Source organism: Xanthomonas sp. NCPPB 2250, from assembly GCF_056725265.1.
The window spans coordinates 3751358-3768531 of record NZ_CM161520.1 but is presented as its reverse complement, the minus strand read 5'-3'; the positions used below and the strand labels follow the sequence as shown (position 1 = coordinate 3768531).

Here is a 17174-nt window from a genome sequence, read left to right as displayed (position 1 = left end):
GTGCTGGCGTGCGCTGCGGCAGTGGGCGGCTCAGTCGGCGCGTTCCAGCGCCTCCCACTGCGCCTCGGTGACGTCCGGCAAGGCTTCCAGTGCCGGCTTGGCGAACAGATAGCCCTGGTAGAGGTCGATGCCCAGCGCGCGCAGTGCGCGGTACTCGGCAGGCGTCTCCACGCCCTCGGCGAGGATGCGGCAGCCCAGTGGCGCGGCCATCGCGACGATGCCGCCGACGATGTGGCGGCGCGCGGCGCTGACGTCGATGCCACGGATCAGCGCCATGTCCAGCTTGATCAGGTGCGGCTGGAAATCGGCGAGCAGGTTGAGGCCGGAGTGGCCGGCGCCGAAGTCGTCGATCGCGGTCAGGAAGCCGCGCTGCGCGTAGTCGCGCAGGATGCGCACGACCTTGGGCAGGTCGGCGATGCGTTCGGACTCGCTCAACTCGAAGATCAGGTCGCCGGTGGGTACGCCGAAGTGCTCGGCCGCCCTCAGGGTCAGGCGGATGCAGGTCGCCGGCTCGTACACCGCATTGGGAATGAAATTGATCGACAGCCGCGTGCGCAGGCCCAGCTGCGCGGCGGTGGCGATCGCCTGCACCCGGCAGGTCTGGTCGAAGCGGTACATCTGCTGCGGCCGCACCCGCGCCAGCACCGCCGCCGCGCCGCTGCCGTCCTCGCCGCGCACCAGCGCCTCGTAGGCGTAGATGGAACGGGTGGCGGCATCGACGATCGGCTGGAACGCCATGCGCACGGCGAAATCCAGCGGCTCGCCATCGCGACAGTTGCCGCAGGCGGGCTGGCCGAGTTCGGCGGACAGGGAGCGCAGGAGCATGCCGAAACGAGACCGTGGAAGAGATCGCAGTATGCGCTTTCGGCGTGAAGACGGCGCCGTGCCTGCACGCCGGTGCCGGCGCTCCGAGGACGCCGTGTTGGGCCTGGCCGTGTGGTCGTCGGCGCCAACCGGAGGCGCCGTCGTCGCGTCTCAGGCGCCGCGTCCTCGCGCGGCGTGGACCGGCGTCCACCTCCGGCCGTTTCCCGCCGCAGGTACGCGCGATGGCGGCGGGATGCGCGGGCGCTAGCCCGCGTCGGCGACGTCGACCTTCTTCAGCACGCGGGTGGTGCCGAGCACCTCGACGCGGCCGCCGGCCTGGTGGAACGCGGCCAGGTCGGCCTCGATGCGCTCGCGGCTGAGGCCTTTTTGCGCCTTGTCGGCGGCGCTGGCGCCGCGTGTGTTCCGTGCGCTGGGCGAAGCGGTGGTGCTGGTCGGTCGTGCCATGCTGGAACTCCTGCAGTCAGTACATCGTCAGGGGAATGCCACGGGTCAGTTGCTCGTGGTGGGTACGGCGGATCTCGCGGCAGTACGGGCCGGCCATCGCGAACTTGCGGCAGACCGCCGGGCGCTGCGCGTAGATGGAGCAACACATGCGCGCGCCATCCACCGCCACGCACCAGCCGTCCTCGTCGCGCGCCATCACGTGCAGGCCCTCGCGGGTGTACTCGGTGAGATGCTCGGGGACGTGGTCGTCCGGCATCACCAGGACGGTCAGGCGGCAGCAGATCGCGTCGCAGCGGTCGCAGGCGATGTCAGCGTCGGTCGCGTCCCGCGCGCTCTCGCTCATGCGTCGCCGCCCCGATCCGGACCTGTCGGCCGGGGAGGTGGCTGAAGCGGCGACGCCAGGCGCTCGATCTGGAGCGTGGCAGGGGCGGGGGACATGGCGCTCCGAAGGATCCGGCCGGCAAAAGGACGGAAGTTGGCGCGAGAAGGAAGCGAGTCGGGCGACAGGAACGGCCGGACGAGACGCGCGTAGCGACGTGACGCTGAAGCGTGCCGCCATGCTACGCCAGTCGTGCGCCCGCTGCATGAACAATGCTGGCCGCAGGCGGCGCGCCGGCCGGGAGTGGCCGCCGACGCGTGGGCTGCCTGTGCTGCGTCAGTCCTGCGCGGCAGCCAGCGCCAGGCCCTGCACCACGCCGAAGGAGGGGTCGCCGTGGACCAGGCGCGCCTGCGGGAAGGCTGCGGCGACCAGACGCTGCAGGTAGCCGGCGCGCGACATGCCGCCGGTCAGGAACACCGCGGCCGGGTCGCCGCCGATGTCCTGGCGCACCTGCGCCAGCAGCTCCTGCAGGGCCTCCAGATAGCTGCGTGCGGCCTGCACCAGTTCCTCGGCCTGCACCTGCACCTGCAAGCCGGCTTCGATGTAGTCCAGGGTCTCGGCGTGGTGCTCGGCGTCGCTGAGGCGGATCTTGCTGCGCTCCACCGCACGGTACAGGCGCGCGGTGTTACCCGGTTCCTGCAGCGCCTGCAGGCGCGCCTCGTACGGTGCGGGGACGGCGTCGTAGCGGTGCTGGCGGAAATCGCGCTGGCGGGTGGTGTCCTGCACCATCGCCGCTTCGACGTAGTGGTGCGAGGGCACGCGGGTGAGGCCGCGGCCGAACTGCGGCATGAACCCGGCCAGGCTCAGCGCCAGGTCGATGTCGGTGCCGCCGCGCGGGATGCCCCAGGCGCGGTGCACCTGCGGCGCGTCGTCGCCGCCGACGCTGGCATGGGCGATGTCGGTGGTGCCGCCGCCGATGTCCACCACCACCGCGGCGTGGCGTTCGCGGCTGACCGCGTGGTAATGCATCGCCGCGGCCGCCGGTTCCTCCAGGAACGCGACGTCGTCGAAGCCGGCGGTGATCGCGGCGCTGTGCAGGATCTCCAGTGCCTGTGCGTTGCCGGCCTCGCCGATCGAACTGCGGAACTGCACCGGGCGCCCGAGCAGGGCGCGGCGCACCTGCATGCCCAGTTGCTGCGAGGCGGTCAGGCGGATGTGTTCGAGAATGTGCGCGGCGATGCCGGTGATGGTCTGGCGTGCGCGCGGATGCAGGTTGTAGCCCAGCATCGACTTGGGGCTCTGCACCAGATTGCCTTCGCCCTCGACGAAATACGCGTCCAGTGCGTCATCGCCGTACACCGCGTTCTGCAGCAGCGCCGCGGAACTGCGCGGCTCGCGCATCTGCGTTTCCATCCACTGTCGGCGCACTACCCGGATCGCGTCGCGGCGCAGCGCGTCCAGGCTGCGTTCGCGCCCGGCAGCGAGCGCGTCGCGGCGGCCGGACTCGATCAGCTCGTCCACCTGCCGTTCCAGCGCCGGGGTCAGGTCGAACTCGGCCGGATCGCGCATCACCTCGGGGAAGTACACCGTAGTGCGGAACTGCTGCTGCGCGCCGAAGTCGATCGGCACCACGCGGCCGTCGATCACCGCGGCGGCGGCGGAATTGCTGGTGCCGAAGTCGATACCGAGGCGCATGACGGTGCCGGGGCGGGAGGGGCCGCGCACTGTGGGGCAAGCCGCCGCGCGACGCAAGCGCGGCTGCAAACGCACGAGGCCCGCATCGGCGGGCCTCGTTGGGGACGCGAAACCGGGTCGCTTACAGCGCAGCGCCGGCGTGGCCCTGGTTCTTTTCCTGCTCGGTGGCCTCGCGCACGCCGGCCACTTCCACGGCGAAGTGCAGCACCTGCCCGGCCAGCGGGTGGTTGCCGTCGATGGTCACCAGCTCTTCGCCGACCTCGGTGACCGTGACCAGCAGCGGGCCCTGGTCGGTCTGCGCCTGGAACTGCATGCCCGGCGCCAGCGACCCGGCATCCGGGAACGAACCGCGCGGCACCTGCTGCACCAATTGCTCGTGGCGCGGGCCGTAGCCCTCGGCCGGGATCACGTCGGCGGTGACCGACTCGCCGGTGCGCTTGCCGGTCAGCGCCTTTTCCAGGCCCGGCACGATGTTGCCGGCGCCGTGCAGGTAGCTCAGCGGATTGTCCGGCGAGGACTGGTCGATCACTTCACCGGCGTCGTCGGTGAGGGTGTAGTGGATGGTGGCGACAAGCCCGTTGGCGATCTCCATGGGAAACCTCGTTCAGTGAGTAAGGGGGATACGCCGGCACAGTCACAGCGCGATGAGAGGGGGTGCTACCCGGCTACCCTAACGAAAAGCGGCGCAGGGCCGCAAGTCGCGCCGGCGCCCCGCCATTCAGGGCGCGGGCGGCCGGCGCAGCGCGGTGCGCCGGGCCAGCCAGGTCTCCGGGGTCTGCGGCTTGACGAACAGCGCCTGCAGTTCCGGATGCTCGGCGCGCGCGGCGGCCTCGATGCGCTCGATGCACGCTTCGATCTGCGCGGTGCTGCGCTGGTCCTCGAATTCGGCGCTGAGCGCGGCCACCACCTGGTCCGGCCCCATCTGCACGCTGAGTACGCCGTTGACCGCGCGCACGTCCGGATCGGCCGCGGCGATGCGCCGCAGTGCCTCGCCGAGCGGGCGCGCCGCCGGCTCGCCGATCAGCAGGCCCTTGGTCTCGCGTGCCAGCACGAATGCCGAGCAGGCCAGCACCGCGGCGATGCCGATGGAGGCGACGCCATCCAGTTCCGGCATGTCCAGCCATTGCGCGGCGAGCAGCCCGGCCAGCGCGATCAGCAGACCGATCAACGCTGCGCTGTCTTCCACCAGCACGGTGAACAGGCTCGGGTCCTTGCTCTCGCGGAACGCCTGCACGTAGCTCAGGCGGCCCTTGCGCGCGCGGAACTCGCGCAGTGACACCCACCACGAGACGCCCTCGAACACCAGCGACAGCCCCAGCACGATGTAGTTGAGGGTGTGGTCGCTGGCCGGCTGCGGATCGCGGATGTGGGCGATGCCCTCGTACAGCGACACCCCCGCGCCGAGCGCGAACACCAGCAGGGCGACGATGAAGCTCCAGAAGTACAGTTCGCGCCCGTGGCCGAACGGATGGGTCTCATCGGCTGGGCGCGCGGCGCGGCGCAGGCCGTACAGCAGCAACAGCTCGTTGACCGTGTCCACCAGCGAATGCACGCCTTCGCTGAGCATCGCCGAACTGCCCGAGATCGCCGCGGCGACGAACTTGGCGATGGCGATGGCCAGATTGCCGGCGAGCGCGGCATAGATCGCGAGGCGGGACCCGGACGAAGCGGACATGAGATTCCTGCGGCTGGCTCGGCGGCACGGGGCGGGCGGCTACAATAGGCGGCTCGCCGTCGTCGCCGTATCAAGGATTCCCATGCCCGCCGCCCCCGCCTGCCCGCAATGCACCCTGGAAAACACATATGTCGACGGCGCCAACTGGGTGTGCGCTGACTGCGGCCACGAATGGCCGGCCGCGGCCGAGGCCGCCAACGACGCGGCGACGGTGGTACGCGACAGCAACGGCAACGTGCTGCAGGCCGGCGACACGGTGGTGGTGATCAAGGACCTGAAGGTCAAGGGCTCGTCGATCCCGCTGAAGCAGGGCACGGTGATCCGCGGCATCCGCCTGGTCGAGGACGATGCCGAACACATCGAAGGCAACTCGGACAAGATCAAGGGCCTGGTGCTGAAGACCTGCTTCCTGCGCAAGGCCTGATGCTGCGCGGCGTGGACGTCGCATCCACCATGGACGGCACCTGTGCCACCGCGCTTCAGCCGCCGCCGCCCGCCCTGCGGTGGCGCGGTCGCGCCAGTCCCCATGCCAACGACAGCAGCGCCAGCGCCACCCAGGACAGCGGGGCTACACCGTAGCGTTGCAGTACTGCGCCGCCGAGCACGCCGCCGCCGGCGATGGCCAGGTTCCAGCCAGTGACCAGCAGCGATTGGGCGAGGTCGGCGGCGTCGCCGGCGCGCCGCGCGAGCGCGGTCTGGAACATCGTGGCGCTACCGCCGAAGGCCAGTCCCCAGATCGCCAGCGCCGCGCTGAGCGTTGCCGGCGAATCCGGCCACAGCGACAGTGCCAGCGTGGCCAGCGCGAACAGGCCGATGCTGGTCAGCAGTAGCGGCCGCATCCAGCGATCGATCCACGCGCCCACCATGCCGATGCCGAGCAGCGCGGCCACGCCGAACAGCAGCAGGCCACGGCCCACCGTCACCGCGGACCCGGCCAGCAACGGTGCGATGTAGGTGTAGAGCAGATTGTGCGCCAGCACGAACAGCAGCATCACCGCCAGCACCTGGGCGATGCCGGGCAGGGCCAGCACACGGTGCAGCGGCGTTGCCGCGTGCGCGGCCTGGCCGGCGAAGTCGGGCAGTGCGGCGCGCACCCAACCGAACAGGCCCAGGCTCAGCAGCGACATCGCGCCGAAGCTCCAGCGCCAGCCCAGGTGCTGCCCGAGCACGGTGCCGGCTGGGATGCCCAGGGTCAGAGCCAGCGGCGTGCCGACCATTGCCACCGCGATGGCGCGGCCCTGCTGCGCCGGGGGCACCATGCGGCTCGCATAGCCGGCCAGCAGCGACCACAGCAGCCCGGCGCTGACCCCGGCGAGCAGGCGCGCCGCCAGGATCAGCGGGTAGCGGGTCGACATGGCCGTGGCCGTGTTGGCCACGGAGAAGCCGGCGATGGCCAGCAGCAGTAACCGGCGCCGGGGCTGCTGCCGAGTCGCGGCGGTGAGCGGGATCGCCGCCAGCAGCGAACCCAGCGCATAGGCGCTCACCAACTGGCCGATCCAGGCTTCGTCGACCTCCAGCGTGGCCGCCATCGCCGGCAACAGCCCGGCTGGCAACGCTTCGGTGAGGATGGTGAGGAAACCGGCGCAGGCCAGCGCGAGCAGGCCGCTCCACGGCAGGCGGCGCAGCGGCGCCACGGAAGGCTGCGATGTGCCTGCCTCGGCGCGCTGCACGGCCGTGCAAGGCGCGGCGGTATCGTGTTTCATGCTGCCGGCCCGCAGACCGCGGCGTAGGCCGCATCGCGCAGATCGGTGACGAACACGCCGGACATACCTTCGTAGAGCGTGTTGGTCAGCGCCACCACACTCAGTTGCCGCGCCGGATCGACGAACCAACTGTGCCCGTAGGCGCCGCCCCAGCGCCAGGTGCCGGGCATCTCCGGGGTCGCGGTCGGCGCCGGGTCGCGCAAGACCGCAAAGCCCAGGCCGTAACCCCAGCCCGGTGCGTCCGGCGGACCGAGTGCGCCGGCCTGGGCGCGTCCCATCTCTGCCACCAGCGCAGCCGGCAGCAGCGGCGCGCCACCGCCCCGCAGCGTCTCCAGCAGGCGCAGCACGTCGCCGGCAGTGCCGACCATGCCGGCGCCCGCCGACGCGAATGCGTTGCGGTCCAGCGCGCGCGAGGGATGGAAGACGATGCCGGCGACGTCGGGAACCGGCGCGACCACGTCGCCTTCGCCCAGACGGTGCGGTGCAGGCTGGCCGTTGACGTAAGGCACCGCCAGGGTGGAGGCGTCCTCGGCATGGAAGGCGGTGTCCCGCATCCCCAGCGGGGCGGTGACCAGATCATGGACCAACTGCGCCAGCGGCTGGCCACCGGCCGCCTGCAGTACCGCGCCGGCGACGTCGATCGACAGCGAATAGCTCCAGCCGGTGCCCGGCGCATACTGCAGCGGCACCTGGGCGAGACGGCGCAGGTTCTCCTCCAGGCTCAGGCCGCTGGCGTCCATGCCATCGGAGACGCCGGCGCGCGCGAGCGGGCCGCCCGTGGGCTCAAGAAAGCGGTAGCCCAGCCCGGCGCTGTGGCTGAGCAGCTGGCGCAGGCTGATGTCCGGCACCCGGCCGTCGGCCAGGGTGGGACGGAACCATGGCAGCCAGCGTGCGATCGGCGCATCCAGGCTCAGGCGGCCCTGCGCCACCAGCGCCAACGCCGCGGTGGCGACGATCGGTTTGCTGACCGAGGCCAGGCGGAACCGGGTCTGCGCCTGCATCGGCCGTTGCGCCTCGCGGTCGGCCCAGCCGGCGGCGCGGCGGTAGACGCAGGTGCCGCGGTGCGCGACCAGCACCACCGCGCCGACCAGCCGCTGCTGCTGCAGGGCGGCGTCGATCGCGGCATCCAGCGGCGCGGCCTGTTGTGGCGACAGGGGCGGTAGCGCAGGGGACGGAACGGCGGAGGCGGTGGGCATGGGGGCAGCGCTCGGTGGAGGGGAACGACAGCGTGGACGCCTGCCGATTGCGGAAAAAGATGGGTAAAGTTCCTCGCTGCGAGGACGCGAATGTCCGCAATCGATGGCGCTGCGATGGACAGTCTGGGGAGCCTGCGTGGCTTCGTGCAGGTGATGGAGAGCGGCGGCTTCGCCGAGGCCGGGCGGGCGCTGGGCCTGTCCGCATCGGCGATGGCCAAGAGCGTGGCGCGGCTGGAACAGTCGCTGGGGGTGCGCCTGTTCCATCGCAGCACCCGCAGCCTGACCCTGACCGCCGAAGGCCAACTGTTCCTGCCGCGCTGCCGGCGCATCCTGGCCGAGGTCGAGGCGGCGCGCGGCGAGCTGGGAAGCCTGGCGGCGACGCCGAAGGGGCGGCTGCGGATCAGCCTGCCGATGAACAACAACGTGCTGCTGCCGGTGCTGGGCGACTTCATGCGCGCCTATCCGCAGGTGCAGTTGGACCTGGATTTCGACGATCGCCTGGTGGACGTGATCGAAGAGGGGTTCGATGCGGTGTTGCGCGTGGCCGAGCCGGACGATTCGCGGCTGGCCTCACGCCGCCTGGGCAGTTTCCGCCGCTGTCTGGTGGCCTCGCCCGATTACCTGCAGCGCTGCGGCACGCCGTTGCGGCCGGCCGACCTGCTGACGCACCAGTGCCTGCACTACCGCTTCCGCAGCAGCGGGCGCCTGGAAGCCTGGCCGCTGGGTGCGGCGGCGACTGACCTGTCGTTGCCGGTGTCGATGGTGTGCAACAACATCGAGACGCGGCTCAGCTTCGCTGTGCGCGGCTGTGGCATCGCGTTCCTGCCGGAGCACTCGGTGCGCGCGGAACTGGCGGCCGGCACGTTGCGCACGCTGCTCGACGACTATGTCGACTCCACCGGCACCTTCCATGTGCTGTGGCCGTCGAGCCGGCACATGCTGCCGAAGCTGCGCGTGTTCGTCGATTTCCTCGGCGAGCGATTGATGTTCTAGGTGTGCAGGAATCGCACAATGGCGTTGTGCAGCGGCATGGCCGGGTGCCGCACGCAGATCCGATGTGCGCGGCCTTGCGACTGCAGGCTGCGGCACCTGTGCCGCAGCCTGCGCAGCGGGTTCAATCCAGCGTCGGGTAATCGATGTAGCCCTTGGCGCCGCCGCCGTACAGCGTGTCGGCGTCCACCTGGTTCAAGGGCGCGTCGCGGCGCAGCCGTTCCACCAGGTCCGGGTTGGCGATGAACGGGCGGCCGAACGCCACCGCGTCGGCGCGACCGGAGGCCACGGTCTGTTCGGCCAGTGCCTTGTCGTAGCCGTTGTTGACCAGCCACGGACCGTGGAACTTGGCGCGCAGCGCCGCATAGTCGAAGGCGATGTTGTCGCGCGGGCCGCCGGTGGCGCCCTCGATCACGTGCACGAAGGCCAGGCCCAGCGGGTCCAGGCGTTCCACCGCACGCTCGAACAGCGGCTGCGGATCGCTGTCGCGCGCATCGTTGGCCGGGGTCACCGGCGACAGGCGCACGCCGGTGCGGTCGGCACCGATCTCCTGCGCCACCGCCTGCACCACTTCGAACAGCAGGCGGGTGCGGTTCTCGATGCTGCCGCCGTAGGCGTCGTCGCGGTGATTGCTGCCGTCGCGCAGGAACTGGTCGATCAGGTAGCCGTTGGCGGCATGCACTTCCACGCCGTCGAAGCCGGCGGCGATGGCGTTGCGGGCGGCGCGGCGGAAGTCCTCGATCAGCGCGGGGATTTCGTCCAGGCGCAGCGCGCGCGGGGCGGAGACGTCGGTGAAGCCTTCGGCGGTGAAGGTCTTGGCGTCGGCGCGCAGCGCGCTGGGCGCCACCGGCGCGGCGCCGCCCGGCAGCAGGCTGACATGCGAGATGCGGCCGACGTGCCACAGCTGCAGCACGATCTTGCCGCCACGGCGATGCACCTCGTCGGTGACTTTCTTCCAGGCCGCGACCTGTGCGTCGCTGTAGATCCCCGGGGTGTCCTTGTAGCCCTGGCCCATCGGGCTGATCTGGGTCGCCTCGGCGATGAGCAGGCCGGCGCTGGCGCGCTGGCCGTAGTACTCGGCGGCCAGTGGCGAGGGGATGCGGCCTTCGCCTTCGGCACGGTTGCGGGTCAGGGGCGCCATCACGATGCGGTTGGCCAGTGCGATCGCGCCCAAGCGCAGCGGCGTGAACAGCGGGGAAGCGGTGTCGGTCATCGGTGGGTCTCTCGGTGGTGGGGTGGGGCGGCCGACCCTACAGCGGGACGCTGCAAGGCGGCGTGCGTGCATAACATGGGGACGCGCGCGGCGGTTTCGCGGCGGTGCGGTGGGACAGTGCGTTGCTGCGGCGGCACCTTCGCGAGGGCATCGCCGCTCCTGGCGCCGCCAGCGGTACCACGCAACGCGGCGTTGCCCAGGTGGGGCTGCAGGACTTGCTGCAATGCACAATAATGGACGGCCCTTTCCTTCGGGACGTGCGCATGACCTCATCCGCCACGGCGCCGCTGTCGCGGCGCGGCTACGTGCTGATCCTGTTCGCGCTGGCGATGGGCGGTTTCGCGATCGGCACCAGCGAGTTCTCCACCATGGGCCTGATGCCGTACATCGGCCGTGGCCTGGTCATCGATGCGCCGCAGGTCGGGCACCTGATCAGCGCCTATGCGCTGGGCGTGGTGGTCGGTGCGCCGCTGCTGGCGATCCTCGGCGCGCGCTGGTCGCGCCGCGATCTGCTGCTGGCGCTGATGGGCTTCTATGCGTTCGGCAATCTCGCCAGCGCGGTGGCGCCGGACTATCACAGCATGCTGCTGGCGCGCTTCGTCGCCGGCCTGCCGCATGGCGCCTATTTCGGTGTGGCGACCCTGGTGGCCGCGTCGATCGGTCCGCCCGACCAGCGTGGCGCGGCGGTCAGCCGGGTGCTGCTCGGCCTCAACCTTGCGGTGCTGGTCGGCAACCCGCTGGCGACCTGGCTCGGCCAGGTGGCGGAATGGCGCTACGCCTATGCCCTGGTCGCGGCGATCGCGGTGCTGACGGTGGTGCTGGTGTGGCGACTGCTGCCGGCCGATCCGCAGGAGGCGCGGCCCTCGCCGTTGCGCGAACTGCGCGCCTTCAACCGCACGCAGGTGTGGCTGGCGCTGGGCATCGGCGCGATCGGTTTCGCCGGCATGTTCTGCGTCTTCAGCTATCTGGCGCCGACCCTGATGGAGGTCACCGGCGTGTGCGAACACTGGATCCCGGTGGCGATGGGCGCGTTCGGGCTGGGCGGGCTGCTCGGCAATCTGGCCGGCGGCTGGCTGTTCGACCGGATGCAGTTCCGCGCGGTGCCGCTGGTGCTGCTGTGGTCGCTGGCGGTGTTGCTGGTGTTCCCGCTGGCGGCGACTTCGCCGTGGGCAGTGCTGCCGGCGGTGGTCGCGGTCGGCAGCATGGGCGCGCTGGCGCCGGTGTTGCAGACCCGCCTGATGGACGTGGCCAGCGACGCGCAGACCCTTGCCGCGGCCTCCAACCATGCCGCGTTCAACCTGGCCAACGCGCTGGGGCCGTGGCTGGGCGGCATCGCGATCGGCGCCGGCCTGGGCTGGACCTCCACCGGCTATGTGGGCGCGGCGATGGCCGTGGGCGGCCTGCTGATCTACCTGTGGGCGCGCCAGGCGGCACGGCGTGGCGCCTGCGCGCACGCGGCCGGCTAGGCGAGGACACGCCCTGTGCTGCGCTAGCGCATGGGCCGCGCGGCCGAGGACAGCCGCCGCAACGCGTCCAGCTTGCCCTGGTAGCGAGGTTGGGTCGCGGGATCGGCGTGCGCCATGGCCTCGCGCAGCGCCGCGGTGGCGCGGCGGGTGTCGCCGCTGTGCAGGTACGCGCGGGCCAGGGCGAAGTACAGCAGGTGGGCGCCGTCGTACAGGTGCAGCGCGTGACGGTAATAGGCGATGGCCGCGGCGTAGTCCTGGCGCCGTTCCGCCTCGTTGCCGAGCAGGTATTGCTGGAATGGGTCGCGTTGGCGCACCTGTTCCATCTGCCGCTGCAGTGCGGCCTCGCGCGCGCCGTCGCCCAGGCGTCGGGCCAGGCCGACCGCGTTGGACAGCGCCGGCAGATGCTCCGGATCGATCGCCAGCGCCTTGGCGTAGTCGCGTGCGGCGGCGGCGCTGTCGCCATCGCGCATCGCCAGCACGCCTTGGTTGTTCCAGGCCCCGGCGAAGCGCGGGTCCATCTGCAGCGCCATCGCCAGATGCGCGCGCGCGCCGTCCAGGTCGCCGTCGACCAGCAGCTCGGCGCCGCGGTTGTTGTAGTAGTGGGCGAGGGCGCGACGGTCGGAGATGGGCTGCGGCCCGCGCCGGTCCATCAGCACGCTGCGGTCCAGGTCGATGCTGCCGCGCCCGCTATCCACGCGCACGCCGGCGTTGACGTGGCCGACGTTGTACAGCGCATTGCCGTCCTCGTACCAGCTCAGTACGCGGCGCACTTCCTGGACCTGCGCCTGCAGCCCGACGTCGCGCGCCATCGCCACGAACAGCAGGGTGAAGGACAGGCAGTTGACGTGGCGCGTGGCGTAGCTCTCGGCGACGCTGTGGGTGGCCTTGGGGTCGTACTGCAGGTCCAGGCCGTTGGCATCGAAGGCCAGCGCCACCAGTTGCTGCAGGCGGTGTTCGGCGTCGGCGCTGCGGTCGATGCGCTGCTGCAGCAGCGTATGCAGCGCCGGTGGCAGCTGCATGATCTGCTCAGGGGTCGGAACAGCGGTTGCGGTGGTAATCGTCGCCGGAACCGGCGGTGTCGCGTCTCTCTGCACGGCCGCTGCCATATGCGAGGAAGGCAGCGACGGTGTGGGCGGCGACGGGGCGGCCGTGGCGGCGGCGAGCAGGGCGAACGCGGTCCAGGCGAACATGACGCACCTCGCGGTGCCCTGCAGTGGCGAGGGCTCGCCTGCACTATAGGCCCTCGCCGGCGAGACAGGACGGTCACCGTGGCGGTGCCGACGAGCGGTCTTCGGCCGACGCGATCGATGGCGGCGGTCATCCACAGCCGCTGTGGACGAACGTGGGGCAACCATGTGGATAAGTCGCTGCCGCCCAGACGCCGCAATGCACGCAGACAGGATGGTGAAAACTTCACCACATATCTGACTGCGCACTGCGGCCCATGAACGCGTGTTCACCACGGGCAATGCGGCGTGACGAGCGAGCGCCGATGGCTCACGTGCGCTTTATGCCGTTCTGCCCAGCATCGCCAACACCACGCAACGCGGCAATCCTCTCGACCGCGCCGTGCGATATCCAGGTTCACCCCCGTGTGCCCGTTGCGCGATATCGCTGGCCTCGCCACAGGAGTTCCCCATGAGCATTCAGAGCAAGACCACGCATAGCCTCAACGACCTCATCGCCATTTCCCGCGACGGCAAGGATTTCTACGAAGAAGCCGCGAAGAAGGTGGGCGACGCCGAGCTGTCCGCGCTGTTCCTGCGCATCGCCGGCGTCAAGTCGGACATCGTCAGCAGCCTGAGCGCGGTGGTGCAGTCGGTCGGCGGCAAGCCGGAAGAGCACGGCACCATGGTCGGCAGCATGCAGCAGATTTACGGCAAGGTCCGTGCCGCGCTGGGCGACACCAAGTACGGCTATGTCGCCGAGCTGGAAGAGTCCGAAGATCGCCTGCTGAAGGCCTTCAACGAGACCATCGCCGACGCCGACACCCCGGTCGCCGCGCGCGACGCCGCCACCCGCCTGCTGCCGGAAGTGCGCGCCTGCCACGACGTGATGCGCACCCGCAAGCACGCGATGAAGAACGCGGCGTAAGCGCCGCCCGCCGCCGGCCCGGCGCGCCGCATCGCGGCGTTGTCCGGGTCGGCGCGCCGATGGTCTGCAGCGGGACGGTGCGCTTGCTACCATGCGTGCTCGACCGCTGCCCGACCTGATTGCGGCGTTTGCCGCTTCTGCCCATGTCTCCCGATGCTGCGCCTGCCGGCGCCCAGTTTTCGCTCGGTTTCGATGCGCCTGCCGCACAAAGCCTGTTCTTTGCGCTGCTGCCCGACACGCGAACCGCGCAAGCGGTGCACAGCCTTGGCCAGCAACTGTGCCAAGTGCATGGTCTGCACGGGCGTGCGCTGCCGCCGGAGCGGTTGCATGTCACCTTGCACTATCTCGGCGAATACGCCGGCATCCCGCCACGACTGCTGCAACAGGCCTGCGCTGCCGGGCAGGCACTTGCGGCCGCACCGTTCGCACTGGCATTCGACCAGGCAGTGACCTTCGACAGCCGCGCGCGCAGCCGGCCGCTGGTGCTGCGGGGCAATGGTGAATCCGCGCCATTGCTGGCCCTGCGCCAGGCGCTGCAGCAGCAGTTGGCCCGACACGGCGTGGCGCCGCGCGCCGACGGCGCCTATCTGCCGCACATGACTCTGGCCTATGTCGATCAGGCGCTGGCGCCGCAGCAGGTGTCCCCGCTGTATTGGCAGGCGACGTCGCTGAGCCTGATCCGCAGCGTGCAGGGTCAGGGCCGTTACCTGCACGAAGCCAGCTGGCCGTTGCGCACCGACCCTGCGCAGCGCGACCCATGAACGCGGCGCCGCTCACCCTGCCTGAGGCGCAATGGACGCAGCTGCGGGCGGCCTACGCCGAGCCGCCGCGGGCGTATCACCATTTCGGCCACGTCGAGGCGGTGCTGGCGCACTACGCCGAGGTCGCCGCCGACACCGGCTGGCGGCAGCCGCGCGAGGTCTACCTGGCCGTGCTCTATCACGATGCGGTCTATCGCGCCGGCCGCGGCGACAACGAAGCGCAGTCGGCGCGCCTGGCCGAGGCGGCGATCGCGCAGTGGCTGCCGGACGCCGGGGTGGAGGCGGCGCGTGTGGCCGCGCTGATCGAACTCACCGCGCGCCACGGGCAACTGAGCATCGACTCGGTGGATGCGGACGCAGCGCTGTTCCTGGATTGCGACATGGCCATCCTCGGCGCCGCGCCGGAGGCCTTCGCCGCCTACGACCGCGCCATCGCCGAGGAGTATCGCGGCGTGGTGCCGGGCTGGTTGTACCGACGCAAGCGTCGCGCGTTCCTGCGCACCGTGCTGGCGCAGCCGCGCATCTTCCTCAGCGAGCGCTTCCACGCGCGCTACGACGCGGCCGCGCGCGCCAACCTGCGTCAGGCCATCGGCTGACGGGATGCGGACCGCGGCTTGCGCCGCCTTCTTCTACACTGCCGCGCCGGTCTGCCCCGGCCGCCGCCACGGAGCCCAATGTCCGACCCTGCCGCCAACGCCGATCCCCGCCCGCAGGCGCCGCTGCCGCCAGGCCCCAGCGACTGCTGCGACAGCGGCTGTCCGCTGTGTGTCTACGACCTCTACCACGAGGAGCTGGAGCGCTACCGGCAGGCGCTGGCCGCCTGGCGGCTGCGCCATCCCGGCGCCGACGCGGAGGCCTGACGGGCCTGCCGGTGCAGGCGCTGGCGCAGATCCGGCGTACCTGGCATGAACCGCGGGGTGCGCCGCGCTTCGCGCCGCCGCCGTTCGGGATTATCTTTACACGCCTTTTCAGGATTGCCGGATGATGCAGAAGCGTGGCGGTTGGATGTGGGGATGTGCATTGGGCGGACTGCTGGCGGCCGGTGTCGCCGGCGCAGCACCGGGCGCTGCGGCCACCGCCGCGCCGCGTGCCGGCGCACCGGCCGCGGCGCCGGAAAAGCTCAGCCACGGCCGCTTCGAGCAGGTGCCGGTGCTGTTGCCCAAGGGCAACGCGCAGCGCGTGGTGCTGTGGTTCGCCGGCGGCAAGCACGCCGACGCCGAGCGCATGCGCCAGATCGAGGCGCTGCGCGACGACGGCGCCATGGTCGCGGTGATCGACAGTGCGCACCTGCAGGCGGTGCTGGCCAAGATCGACGGCACCTGCGGCTTCTCCGCCGGCGACGTGGAGAATTTCTCGCGCTACGTGCAGGCCTATTTCCACGTGCCGACCTACCACCTGCCGTTGCTGGTGGGCGATGGCGACGGCGCCGCGCTGGCCTATGCGGTCGCCGCGCAGGCGCCCAAGCATCTGCTGGCGGGCCTGCTGACCGAGGATTTCTGCCCGGTGCAGGTGCTCGACGACCAGATCTGCGGCGCCGGCATCACCGCGCCGGCGCGTGCGCTGCAGCCGACGGCGCTGCCGGTGCCGTGGCTGGCGGCGCTCGACGCCAAGACCCGCCGCGACCGTTGCACCCAGCAGAGCGATGCGTTCCTGCAGAAGGTGGCGCAGGCGCGGCAGTTCCGCCGCAGCGCCAGCGGCGATGCGCTGCCGGGCCTGCGTGCGGCGGTGCGTTCGCTGGGCGACCGGCCCGGCGTCAGCCTGCCGCCGACGCCGGCCGACCTGGCCGGGCTGCCGGTGGTCGAAGTGCCGGCAGCCGCAGGTACGGGCGATGCCGACAACGGCAACGTGTTCGCGATCTTCGTCTCCGGCGACGGCGGCTGGGCCGGGCTCGACCAGCAGGTCGCCGGCGCCCTGGCCAAGGCCGGCATCCCGGTGGTGGGCGTGGATTCGCTGCGCTACTTCTGGAGCGAGCGCACGCCGCAGGGCTTCGCCACCGACCTGGACCGCATCTACCGCCACTACAGCCACCTGTGGCAACGCGGCCGGGTGGTGCTGATCGGCTTCTCGCAGGGCGCCGACGTGCTGCCGGCGGCCTACAACCAGTTGCCGGAGGCGATGCGCGACCAGGTGCAGCTCACCGCCTTGCTGTCGGTCGGCAAGACCGCCGACTACGAGTTCCACGTGTCCAACTGGATCAGCTCCGGCGACGACGGCCTGCCGATCGCCCCGGAAGTGGCGAAGATGCCGCCGCCGCAGACCCTGTGCATCTATGGCGAGGACGACGACGACGCGCTGTGCCCGGACCTCCCCAAGGGCGGGGTACAACTGGTCAAGCTGCCCGGCGACCATCATTTCCAGGGCGACTACGCGACGCTGGCCAAGCAGATTCTGCAGCGGATTCAGTAGGAGCCGGGATTGGGGAGGCGGGATTTGGGATTGGTGGGCGGGCAGCGCGTGCGGGCTTGCCTGCTCGCTTCGCCGTAGGAGCGGCTTCAGCCGCGACCGGACCGCTGAAACGTCGGTCCTGCGAGGCGGCGAGCGTGGTTGGTCGCCGCCGGGCGCTTCATGGCCGCCGTACCCTCACCCCAACCCCTCTCCCGGGGGGAGAGGGGCTAGCGCTGTTCCTTCTCCCATCGGGAGAAGGTGCCCCGAAGGGGCGGATGAGGGTACGGCGCGAAGCCTCGCAATGCCCGGGCAAACGGGTAGCCGGGCCGAATCCCCAATCCCAACTCCCCAATCCCCGCCTCACTCCGGCTTGCGTGGATCCAGCGAAATCAACCGGGTCACGTCCAG

At 71.0% G+C, this 17174-nt stretch carries 18 protein-coding genes; 8 read left to right on the top strand and 10 right to left on the bottom strand.

The window, feature by feature from the left end; translation table 11 throughout:
* Window positions 1-30: 30 nt before the first annotated feature.
* From AC1PMG_RS15060 to AC1PMG_RS15035, 6 genes are all read right to left on the bottom strand, one after another.
* Window positions 31-825 (bottom strand): EAL domain-containing protein, encoded by a 795-nt coding sequence (locus tag AC1PMG_RS15060; RefSeq protein WP_481109421.1) that lies wholly within the window; start codon window positions 823-825, stop codon window positions 31-33.
* 243 nt (window positions 826-1068) lie between these two features.
* Window positions 1069-1269, bottom strand: coding sequence for a hypothetical protein (locus tag AC1PMG_RS15055; protein WP_017908234.1), 201 nt, complete (start codon window positions 1267-1269; stop codon window positions 1069-1071).
* Window positions 1270-1285: 16 nt separating this feature from the next.
* Window positions 1286-1612 (bottom strand): YkgJ family cysteine cluster protein, encoded by a 327-nt coding sequence (locus AC1PMG_RS15050; protein ID WP_017908235.1) that lies wholly within the window; start codon window positions 1610-1612, stop codon window positions 1286-1288.
* 312 nt (window positions 1613-1924) lie between these two features.
* Window positions 1925-3283 carry an Hsp70 family protein gene (locus AC1PMG_RS15045; RefSeq protein ID WP_481109420.1) on the bottom strand — a complete coding sequence of 453 codons (1359 nt, stop codon included), beginning with the start codon at window positions 3281-3283 and terminating at the stop codon, window positions 1925-1927.
* 121 nt (window positions 3284-3404) lie between these two features.
* Window positions 3405-3875 carry an FKBP-type peptidyl-prolyl cis-trans isomerase gene (locus tag AC1PMG_RS15040; protein ID WP_017908237.1) on the bottom strand — a complete coding sequence of 157 codons (471 nt, stop codon included), beginning with the start codon at window positions 3873-3875 and terminating at the stop codon, window positions 3405-3407.
* A 126-nt stretch (window positions 3876-4001) separates the two neighbouring features.
* Entirely contained in the window at window positions 4002-4958 is a 957-nt protein-coding gene (locus tag AC1PMG_RS15035) for a cation diffusion facilitator family transporter (protein WP_481109419.1), read from the bottom strand.
* 82 nt (window positions 4959-5040) lie between these two features.
* Here AC1PMG_RS15035 and AC1PMG_RS15030 point away from each other — a divergent pair, with 82 nt between their 5' ends.
* Window positions 5041-5382 (top strand): zinc ribbon domain-containing protein YjdM, encoded by a 342-nt coding sequence (locus AC1PMG_RS15030; RefSeq protein WP_048490980.1) that lies wholly within the window; start codon window positions 5041-5043, stop codon window positions 5380-5382.
* 55 nt (window positions 5383-5437) lie between these two features.
* On the opposite strand, the gene AC1PMG_RS15025 is transcribed toward AC1PMG_RS15030, so the two are convergent.
* Window positions 5438-6592 carry an MFS transporter gene (locus tag AC1PMG_RS15025; protein ID WP_481109418.1) on the bottom strand — a complete coding sequence of 385 codons (1155 nt, stop codon included), beginning with the start codon at window positions 6590-6592 and terminating at the stop codon, window positions 5438-5440.
* Between the two features lie 65 nt (window positions 6593-6657).
* Window positions 6658-7857 (bottom strand): serine hydrolase domain-containing protein, encoded by a 1200-nt coding sequence (locus AC1PMG_RS15020; RefSeq protein WP_481109417.1) that lies wholly within the window; start codon window positions 7855-7857, stop codon window positions 6658-6660.
* A 90-nt stretch (window positions 7858-7947) separates the two neighbouring features.
* Here AC1PMG_RS15020 and AC1PMG_RS15015 point away from each other — a divergent pair, with 90 nt between their 5' ends.
* A complete protein-coding gene (locus AC1PMG_RS15015; RefSeq protein ID WP_481109416.1) occupies window positions 7948-8850 on the top strand; it encodes a LysR family transcriptional regulator in 903 nt (300 codons plus the stop codon).
* Window positions 8851-8971: 121 nt separating this feature from the next.
* Here AC1PMG_RS15015 and AC1PMG_RS15010 read toward each other — a convergent pair whose 3' ends face one another.
* Complete coding sequence (locus AC1PMG_RS15010) at window positions 8972-10060, bottom strand: alkene reductase (protein WP_481109415.1); 1089 nt, start codon at window positions 10058-10060, stop codon at window positions 8972-8974.
* A gap of 263 nt (window positions 10061-10323) precedes the next feature.
* Between AC1PMG_RS15010 and AC1PMG_RS15005 the strand changes: the two genes are divergently transcribed.
* Window positions 10324-11526: an MFS transporter gene (locus tag AC1PMG_RS15005; RefSeq protein ID WP_481109414.1), complete on the top strand. Its 1203-nt coding sequence runs from the start codon at window positions 10324-10326 to the stop codon at window positions 11524-11526.
* Window positions 11527-11549: 23 nt separating this feature from the next.
* On the opposite strand, the gene AC1PMG_RS15000 is transcribed toward AC1PMG_RS15005, so the two are convergent.
* Window positions 11550-12545, bottom strand: a complete 996-nt coding sequence (locus AC1PMG_RS15000; RefSeq protein WP_481109413.1) for a tetratricopeptide repeat protein — start codon at window positions 12543-12545, stop codon at window positions 11550-11552.
* 619 nt (window positions 12546-13164) lie between these two features.
* Here AC1PMG_RS15000 and AC1PMG_RS14995 point away from each other — a divergent pair.
* From AC1PMG_RS14995 to AC1PMG_RS14975, 5 genes are all read left to right on the top strand, one after another.
* On the top strand, window positions 13165-13620 hold the full coding sequence (locus AC1PMG_RS14995) for a PA2169 family four-helix-bundle protein (protein WP_481109412.1): 456 nt from the start codon (window positions 13165-13167) through the stop codon (window positions 13618-13620).
* 143 nt (window positions 13621-13763) lie between these two features.
* Window positions 13764-14381 carry an RNA 2',3'-cyclic phosphodiesterase gene (gene thpR, locus AC1PMG_RS14990; protein WP_481109411.1) on the top strand — a complete coding sequence of 206 codons (618 nt, stop codon included), beginning with the start codon at window positions 13764-13766 and terminating at the stop codon, window positions 14379-14381.
* Window positions 14378-14977 (top strand): HD domain-containing protein, encoded by a 600-nt coding sequence (locus AC1PMG_RS14985; protein ID WP_481109410.1) that lies wholly within the window; start codon window positions 14378-14380, stop codon window positions 14975-14977. Before thpR ends, AC1PMG_RS14985 begins: the two co-directional genes overlap by 4 nt.
* A 78-nt stretch (window positions 14978-15055) precedes the next feature.
* A complete protein-coding gene (locus tag AC1PMG_RS14980; protein WP_342073364.1) occupies window positions 15056-15241 on the top strand; it encodes an oxidoreductase-like domain-containing protein in 186 nt (61 codons plus the stop codon).
* 145 nt (window positions 15242-15386) lie between these two features.
* Entirely contained in the window at window positions 15387-16787 is a 1401-nt protein-coding gene (locus tag AC1PMG_RS14975) for a virulence factor family protein (protein WP_481111681.1), read from the top strand.
* The last annotated feature ends 387 nt before the right edge of the window (window positions 16788-17174 follow it).